General features: G+C 73.5%; 7 protein-coding genes. 3 read left to right on the plus strand and 4 right to left on the minus strand.

From position 1 onward, the window contains the following. Positions 1-30: 30 nt before the first annotated feature. From ACIOSR_RS06950 to ACIOSR_RS06960, 3 genes are all read right to left on the minus strand, one after another. A complete protein-coding gene (locus ACIOSR_RS06950; RefSeq protein ID WP_402752183.1) occupies positions 31-1,026 on the minus strand; it encodes a lysostaphin resistance A-like protein in 996 nt (331 codons plus the stop codon). Between the two features lie 145 nt (positions 1,027-1,171). Further along, complete coding sequence (locus ACIOSR_RS06955) at positions 1,172-3,460, minus strand: bifunctional metallophosphatase/5'-nucleotidase (protein ID WP_402752184.1); 2,289 nt, start codon at positions 3,458-3,460, stop codon at positions 1,172-1,174. A 196-nt stretch (positions 3,461-3,656) separates the two neighbouring features. Further along, positions 3,657-4,076 carry a GNAT family acetyltransferase gene (locus ACIOSR_RS06960; protein ID WP_402752185.1) on the minus strand — a complete coding sequence of 140 codons (420 nt, stop codon included), beginning with the start codon at positions 4,074-4,076 and terminating at the stop codon, positions 3,657-3,659. 129 nt (positions 4,077-4,205) lie between these two features. On the opposite strand from ACIOSR_RS06960, the gene ACIOSR_RS06965 reads away from it, so the two are divergent. Continuing rightward, the gene (locus tag ACIOSR_RS06965) at positions 4,206-5,081 is read left to right on the plus strand and encodes a shikimate dehydrogenase (RefSeq protein WP_159826768.1); all 876 of its coding nucleotides are present in this window, start codon (positions 4,206-4,208) and stop codon (positions 5,079-5,081) included. 2 nt (positions 5,082-5,083) lie between these two features. Then, positions 5,084-5,923, plus strand: a complete 840-nt coding sequence (aroD, locus tag ACIOSR_RS06970; protein ID WP_402752186.1) for a type I 3-dehydroquinate dehydratase — start codon at positions 5,084-5,086, stop codon at positions 5,921-5,923. A gap of 298 nt (positions 5,924-6,221) precedes the next feature. Here the strand turns inward: aroD and ACIOSR_RS06975 are convergent, their stop codons facing one another. Further along, positions 6,222-6,692 carry a DUF805 domain-containing protein gene (locus ACIOSR_RS06975; protein WP_056049404.1) on the minus strand — a complete coding sequence of 157 codons (471 nt, stop codon included), beginning with the start codon at positions 6,690-6,692 and terminating at the stop codon, positions 6,222-6,224. Between the two features lie 155 nt (positions 6,693-6,847). Between ACIOSR_RS06975 and ACIOSR_RS06980 the strand changes: the two genes are divergently transcribed. Next, positions 6,848-7,102, plus strand: coding sequence for a DUF6458 family protein (locus ACIOSR_RS06980; protein WP_043593189.1), 255 nt, complete (start codon positions 6,848-6,850; stop codon positions 7,100-7,102). Positions 7,103-7,284 lie beyond the last annotated feature (182 nt).

The following is a 7,284-nucleotide window of genomic DNA, read 5'->3' on the forward strand; positions in this document are numbered from 1 at the left end:
CGTCGAGTCTACGAGCGGCCGCCGACGCGGTCAGTCGACCCGCGCCTCCTGGGGACGGTCGTCGGTCGGACGGGCACCGGGGACGAGGGGTTCGCCGGGCGCGGGAGCGCCGGGCACGAGAGGAGCGCTGCGGACCGTCACGAGCCCGGTGCGTCGGGCCGCCCGCAGCACGAGCCACACGTAGAGCGGCGTCGAGACCAGCGTCACCGCCAGGGCGAGGGGGCTGCCGTCGCTCGACTCGACGCCCGCGAAGGGGGCCGACAACAGGAAGAGCACGGTGTTGTTGAGCACGTGCGCGACGATCGCCGCCTCGAGCCCGCCGGTGCGCCAGGTCAGGTAGGCCGCGGCCACGCCGAACACGGCGACGTCGAGCATGCCCCACGCGTTGTAGTCGTGGCCGAACGCGAACCCGACCGTGGGAAGGGCGATCGCTGCGATCGGGTACCTCAACCACGAGCCGATCGTCTGCAGGGCGAGCCCGCGGAACGCGTACTCTTCGGCCGTCGCCTGGAGCGGCGTGACCACGAGGATGACGACGACCGCCCAGACGAGGGTGTCGGCCGGCGTGGTGACCGGGCCGGGGCCGATCGGCTCGCCCGACAGCGGGGGCACCACGACGTAGCTGAGCCCCACCGTCAGGGCCATGAACGCGAGGGCGGGCACGAGGCATCGCACGAGCCACCGCCAGCGCAGCCGCCCGGCGACGCTCGAGAGGCTGCCGACCGCGCCGGGACCGACGATCAGCGTGCCCAGCATGATGGCCGGCAGCATGACCGCGATCGAGGCGAGCGTCGTGAAGAGCACGAGCGGGTCGGCGGCGGCCAGGGCGTCGCCCTCGATGCCGCGCTGCAGGCGTTCGGCGGCGGCGGTGCCGCCCACGGCCGTGGTCACCCCGAGGACTGCCACGTAGACCACGACCGACGCGAGCAGGTACGTGACGGCCGCCACGACGGCCGCCAGCAGCGGTTTCCACCACCGGTACGAGGGCAGGGAACGGAAAAGGCGGTGGTACGCGAACGTCGTCACCCGACGAGCGTACGGGAGGCGCGGTGCCGGTCGGTCGTGCCGCCGTCGCCTTCGCACCGCCGCGCGATGGTCGCACCACGAAAGGAACGTCGCACCACGGAATTCCGTGGTGCGACGTCCGGTCGGTGGTGCGGTGCCGGGGGCGTCAGCCCTCGGTGGGCGTCACCGTCGCGCGGAGGCGACGGCGGCGGGCGACGACGAGCGCCGAGCCGCCGGCCAGCATCAGGACGAGACCGGCGAGGGCCGCGAGACCCAGGCCGTCCTGGCCGGTGAAGGCCAGCGAGCCGTCGGCGTTGCGGACCGTGCCGGCGGGCGTGGTGCCCGGACCCGAGCCGGGGGTGGTGCCGGGCACGGTGCCGCCGGGGGTCGTGACCGGAGGCGTGGTGCCGGGGTCGGTCGGCGGGACGACCACGGGAGCGGCCGCCGCGGCGAAGACGACCGGGACGGACGCCGTCGTGCCGGTGCCGGCGACCGAGAGCACGACCTGGCGCGTGACCGGTCCGGCAGCGGGAGCGGTGATGCCCTCGGGGACGACGAAGGTCACCGTGGCACGACCCTGTTCGTCGGAGTTGTCGAGGATGGTCTCGTCGATCGGGGCCGAGGCGAGCTCGACGCCGTCGAGCGTCGCGGTCACGGTGCCCGACGCGTCCGCGGCGGCCTGCTGCAGGACGAGCGACGACAGGGTCATCGACACGGTGTCACCGGCGGCGAACCCGCCGACGGGCGCAGCGGTCAGCCCCGAGACGCCGACCGAACGCGAGGCGAAGTCGGGGTCGGACGGGTCGCCGGCCTGGGCGTCGAAGTACTCGAGCTGGCTCTGCAGGTCGACCTTGCCGCTGTCGGCGTGGGCGCGACCGTTGGCGAAGGCGGTGAACCCGTCGCCACCCGAGGCGAGGAACGAGTTGACCGTCACCTTGTAGATCGTGGCGTCGTCGACGGCCACGCCGTCGAGCGAGACGGCCGCGATGCGCGAGCCCGCCGCCGCGGTGGGGTCGTACGTGTAGGTCAGACCCTCGGACGTGCCGAGCTTCAGGGTGCTGGTACGGCCGGCGGTCGGCCACTGCTGCTCGAGCACCTGGCGGATCTCGGCGCCGGTCATGTCGACCACGACGAGCGTGTTGGCGAAGGGCTGCACGGCCGCGGCGGCCTTGTACGTCACGTCGCCGTCCGGCGCCACGAAGGGCAGGTCGTCCCGCAGGCCGCCCGGGTTCATGAAGGCGAGCTGGGCACCGCTCGCCGTCGTCGACGAGAGCTGGATGTCGGCGACGAAGTTGCCGAGCGTCGACTCACCGGCCCGGTTCGAGACGGGGAGTCCGTTGGCGTCCGGGTTGGCGTTGTAGGCCCGGTTGAAGGAGTCGCTGATCGAACCGATGACCTCGGCCCCCCGCTCGGCGGCGACGTCGACGGCCGAGGCGACGATGGCCTGGACGGTGGGGTCGGGCGTGAAGGCACCGTAGAGCGGCACCAGTCGGTGCGAGGCGATGGTCACGCGATCGCGGAAGTCGGTGGCGGCGGGGTCGACCGTCATGGTCACCCGGGCGAGGTTCGTCCCGTAGCTGCCCGTCTGCACGACGGCACGCTGCGGGCCGCCGTCGGACGGCGAGACGAGGTAGTCGTAGCCCTGGTGGGTGTGTCCCGAGAAGATGGCCGACACGTCGCCCGAGACGCCGCGGGCGATCTCGCCGAACGCGTTGTCGCCGGTGACGGAGTCGAGGCTGCCGGTCTCGGCGCCCTCGTGCAGCAGCAGGACGATGGCGTCGGCCGCGTCGGCCGCGACGATGTCGTCCGCGACGGCGTTGACCGACTCGACGACGGGGGCGAAGGTGAGCCCCTCGATGCCGGCCGGGCTGACGAGCGTCGGCATGGTCTCGGTCAGCGCGCCGATGAACGCGACGCGGACGCCGCCGATCTCCTCGACGACGTAGGGGTCGTAGGCGGGCGTCCCGTCGCTCCGGAGGATGTTCGCGTTCACGTAGGGGAACTCGCTGTTCGCCCGGACACGGCCGTTGAAGTCGTCCTGGCCCTTGTCGAACTCGTGGTTGCCCGGCGTGCTGACGTCGAGGCCCATGGCGTTCAGGGCGTCGAGGGTCGGCTCGTCGTCCTGGATGAACGAGGTGAACGTCGAGGCGCCGATGTTGTCGCCCGCCGAGACGAAGAGCGTGTTGGGGTTCTGCGCCTCCACCGACTTGACGGCGCCGGCGAGGACGGCCGCGCCGGCGATGGAGGCGCGAGCACCGGGGGCGTCGGCCTCGAGTCGACCGTGGAAGTCGTTGATGCCGACGAGGTCGATCGTGACCGGGACGGCCTGGGCCGGTGCCGCGGCGACCAGGCCGAGCAGCAGGGTGCCGGTGGCGACGGACGCGAGGGCCGCACCGCGGACTCGCCGCCGGCCTCCCGTCGGGACGGACTCGGATGACGGGGGGCTGATGCGCATGGGCGTCGGTGCTCCTGGAGAAGACGGTTCGGGCGGGACGGCACCCCCCGACAGGGGGCACACCACACGACCCTAAGTTCTCGCTGGGTGCCCGACAAGAGTCCGCCGAAGATCGTCACATGTTGTTCATCCGATGCCGCGAGGCCGAGCGACGGGCTCGCCGACGGGCGCCACCGGAGCCTCCGGACACCGCGCCTCAGTCGGCGATCAGCCGCTTGCCCATGCCGAACGCGTCGTCGACCGAGTACCCCAGGTGTTCGTAGAACGCCCGCACCCGCTCGTTGCCGGTGCGCACCTGGAAGTTGGCCTTCGGGCATCCCAGCGCCTCGAGCGACCGCTCGACCTCGGCCATGAGCAGCCGGCCGAACCCCTCCCCCTGGCGATCGGGCTCGACCGCGACGTAGTACACCCAGCCCCGATGGCCGTCGTACCCGGCCATCGCGGTCGCGACCAGCGCCTCCTCGGCGTCGACGCCGACCAGGAACAGCTCGCGCTGCACGGTCAGCTTGCGTTCGATGTCGCGTCGCGGGTCGTTCCACGGGCGGGTCAGCCCGCAGCGCTCCCAGAGCGCCACGACGGTCTCGGTGTCGGCCTCGTCGAAGGGTCGGATCTGCATGCACCGACCCTGCCAGACCCGACGGGACGAGGAGGCGCGGTGCCGGTCGCCACCACCCCGCACCCCCTCAGGGCCCTCGCGTTAGGGTGGGTCGTCGTCCGAGCCGCGGGCGCAGGGAGGGGCCCACCCGTGACCGATGCTCGCCGACGTCTCGCCGTCCTGGGGTCGCCGATCGAGCACTCGCTGTCACCGGTGCTGCACCGCACGGCGTACGAGCACCTCGGCCTGCCCTTCGACTACGACCGCGTCGAGGTCGCCTCGGGCGGGCTCGCCGACTTCGTCGGGGGCCTCGACGCGAGCTGGCGCGGCCTGAGCCTGACGATGCCGCTCAAGCGCGAGGTGCTGCCCCTGCTCGACACCGTCTCTCCGCTCGCCCGACGTCTCGGGGTCGCCAACACCGTCGTCATCGACGACGACGGTCGCCGCCACGGGCACAACACCGACGTCGACGGCATCGTCCGCAGCGTCGAGGGCTTCCACGACGCCCGGCCCGCCGCGGCCACCATCCTCGGCGGAGGCGCGACCGCCCTGTCCGCGATGGCCGCCGCGTGGGATCTCGGCGCCCGGTCGTTCTCGATCCACCTGCGCAACCCCATGCGCGCCGGCGAGCTGACGTCCCTGGCCGCCGAGCTGGGCGCCGACGTGATGGTCGCCCCGCTCACCGAGCTGCCCTCGCTCGGCCCGTTGGACTTCGTCATCAGCACCTTGCCCGGAGGCGCGGCGGACGACCTCCACCTGCGTCCGGCCGGTGGCTCGTCCGTCCTCTTCGACGTCGCCTACGAGCCCTGGCCGACGCGCCTCGCGTCGCGTTGGTCGGCCGACGGGGGCATCGTCTTCAACGGCCTCGACATGCTCGTCGAGCAGGCGCTCGGCCAGGTGAGGCTCTTCTCCGGGCGGGCACAGGACGAGCCGGTCCCCGACGAAGGCGTCCTGCGCGACGCGATGCGCGCCTCCGTGGGCTCGCCGATCCGCGACCGGTCGACGACCGACAGCGTGGCGCGCTGACCATGGCGACCCCTCTGCCGGTCTCGATCGGTCGGGTCGCGCTCGGCACCGGGCGTCCCGCGGTCTGCGTCCCGCTCGTGGCCCGGACCCTCGACGCGCTGGTCGACGCCGCCTCGGCGCTCGACACCGACACGGCCGACCTGGTCGAGCTGCGCATCGACTTCGTCGACGCCGCGTTCGCCGCGGCACCGGACCCCGACGGTCCCGTGCGCACGGGAACCGAGGCGACGGGAGCCGCCGACCTCGACCTCGTGGCCGACGTCGTCCGTCGGGTGCGTGGCGCGCTCGACGCCGAGCTGCCCCTGCTGTTCACCCTGCGGACCGAGCCCGAGGGAGGCGAGCACGACGTCGCCCCCGCGACCTACGACGCCGTGCTGCGCTCGGCGATGGCCACCGGGCTGCTCGACGCCGTGGACGTCGAGATGTACACCGACCCCGACCTGCTCGGCGGGCTCGTCGACGCGGCGCACGACGCCGGGCTCGTCGTGGTGATGTCGTCGCACGACTTCAGCGGCACCCCCACGCAGGGCGAGATCGTGTCGCGCCTGCTCGAACAACAAGAGAACGGTGCCGACGTGGCGAAGTTCGCCGCCATGCCGTCGAACACGGACGACGTGCTGACCCTGATGCGGGCCACGGCCGAGTTCCGGGCGGGTGCCGGCATCGTTCCCGCGATCACCATGTCGATGGGGCCGCTCGGCGTCGTGTCCCGGCTCTCGGGCGAGACGTTCGGCTCGTGCGTCACGTTCGGATCGGCGGGGGCGACGAGCGCGCCCGGACAGGTCCCGGCGGCGGGGCTGCGGGCGGCGCTCGAGCTGGTGCACGAGGCGCAGCAGGGCTGACGGCGTCGCCTCGGCGTCGGACCGGCTTCGTCCGGGGCCTCGGGCGTCAGGGCTCCGGAGGCCCGACGCACGCAGAGTCCACCACCGGGAAACGAGCGACGGACGTCGCTCAACGGGACCACCACGGCGGTCGGGCCCACCGGAGTGCGAACAGGTTAGCGGTCGGTGGTCCGACCCCGTAACCCCCTTGCGCCCACGAGTGCCACGTGGTCCACGACGAGGACCGGCAATGGACCGGGGCTCTCGACGACGCCGGCGCCGCCGTGTCCGGGCGGGACTCCGGCGCCGTCCGGCCGGGTCAGGCCGGGCCCGGGTACTGCCGCTCGCCACCCGTGTCGAACCGCTCGCCCGAGGCGCGCGAGGGCAGCAGCGACATGACGAGCAGGGTCAGCCACCCGAGGACCGGCAGCAGGTAGAAGAGCACGTACCAGGCGGTGAAGCCCCCGTCGTGCAGGCGCCGCGACTGCAGCGCCAGGGTCGGCAGGAAGCTGACCACCGACCACAGCACGACGACGACGCCCTGTGGGTCGATGTAGGTCCAGTCGCCGTTGTCGCCCCCGGCCCAGGTCGACGTCCCGCCGCTGCCCGTGGCCCAGGCCTGGAGCGCCCCCTGGAACACGAGCGCGATGACGAACCACCACCAGTACTCGCTGCGGCTCGCCCTCCCGTGGAACGTGGCGTACTTGCGCCAGAACCGGACGACCGCGACCTTCGGCGAGGCGCGGTGGTACGGCTGGTCGAGCGGCACGGGGCCTGCGGGTCCGGTCATGGGATCTCCTGCGGTGGGGTGACGGGCAGGACCATCCTCGCAGCGCCTCCGCCGCGTCGTGGCCGATCGGGGCGGCCCGTCGGTACTGTGGGGCCCGCCGACCCTCGCGTCGGCGCCGTCGCCCATCCGGGGCGGCGCCAGACGAAGGAGACCCCATGAGCATCGGCGGCGGAATCGCCTTGATCGTGATCGGCGCGGTCCTCGCGTTCGCTCTCGACTTCCAGGTCGCGGGCATCGACATCAAACTGATCGGCTACATCCTCATCGCGGCCGGCGTGGTCGTGACCATCATCGGCATCGCCTTCGCGTCGCGCCGCCGCTCGACGGTCTCCACGACCCGCAGCGCGGTCGACCCGGCCACGGGCGAGCGCGTCGAGCGTCGCTCGACCGACAGCGACCCGCTGGTCTGACCCGAGGGTCCGACGCGACCCGAGAACGCAGGAGGCGCGGGGGGCGGGGGGGCCCCCCCCCCCCGGGGTGGGGGGGGGGGGGCCCCCGCGGGGGCCCCCCCCCCCCCCCCCCCCCCCCCCCCCCCCCCCCGCGGGGGGCGGCGCGCGGCGGCCGCCCCGCGCCGCGCCCCCGCCGGCCCCCC

Origin of the sequence: Frigoribacterium sp. NPDC087798 (genome assembly GCF_044742985.1) — a bacterium.
Taxonomy (GTDB): domain Bacteria; phylum Actinomycetota; class Actinomycetes; order Actinomycetales; family Microbacteriaceae; genus Frigoribacterium.

Coding starts and splice junctions, on each gene's coding strand:
- ACIOSR_RS06955 (WP_402752184.1), bottom strand. CDS start 3,460: ATGCGCATCAGCCCCCCGTCATCCGAGTCCGTCCCGACGGGAGGCCGG.
- ACIOSR_RS06960 (WP_402752185.1), bottom strand. CDS start 4,076: ATGCAGATCCGACCCTTCGACGAGGCCGACACCGAGACCGTCGTGGCG.
- aroD (WP_402752186.1), top strand. CDS start 5,084: ATGGCGACCCCTCTGCCGGTCTCGATCGGTCGGGTCGCGCTCGGCACC.
- ACIOSR_RS06975 (WP_056049404.1), bottom strand. CDS start 6,692: ATGACCGGACCCGCAGGCCCCGTGCCGCTCGACCAGCCGTACCACCGC.
- ACIOSR_RS06980 (WP_043593189.1), top strand. CDS start 6,848: ATGAGCATCGGCGGCGGAATCGCCTTGATCGTGATCGGCGCGGTCCTC.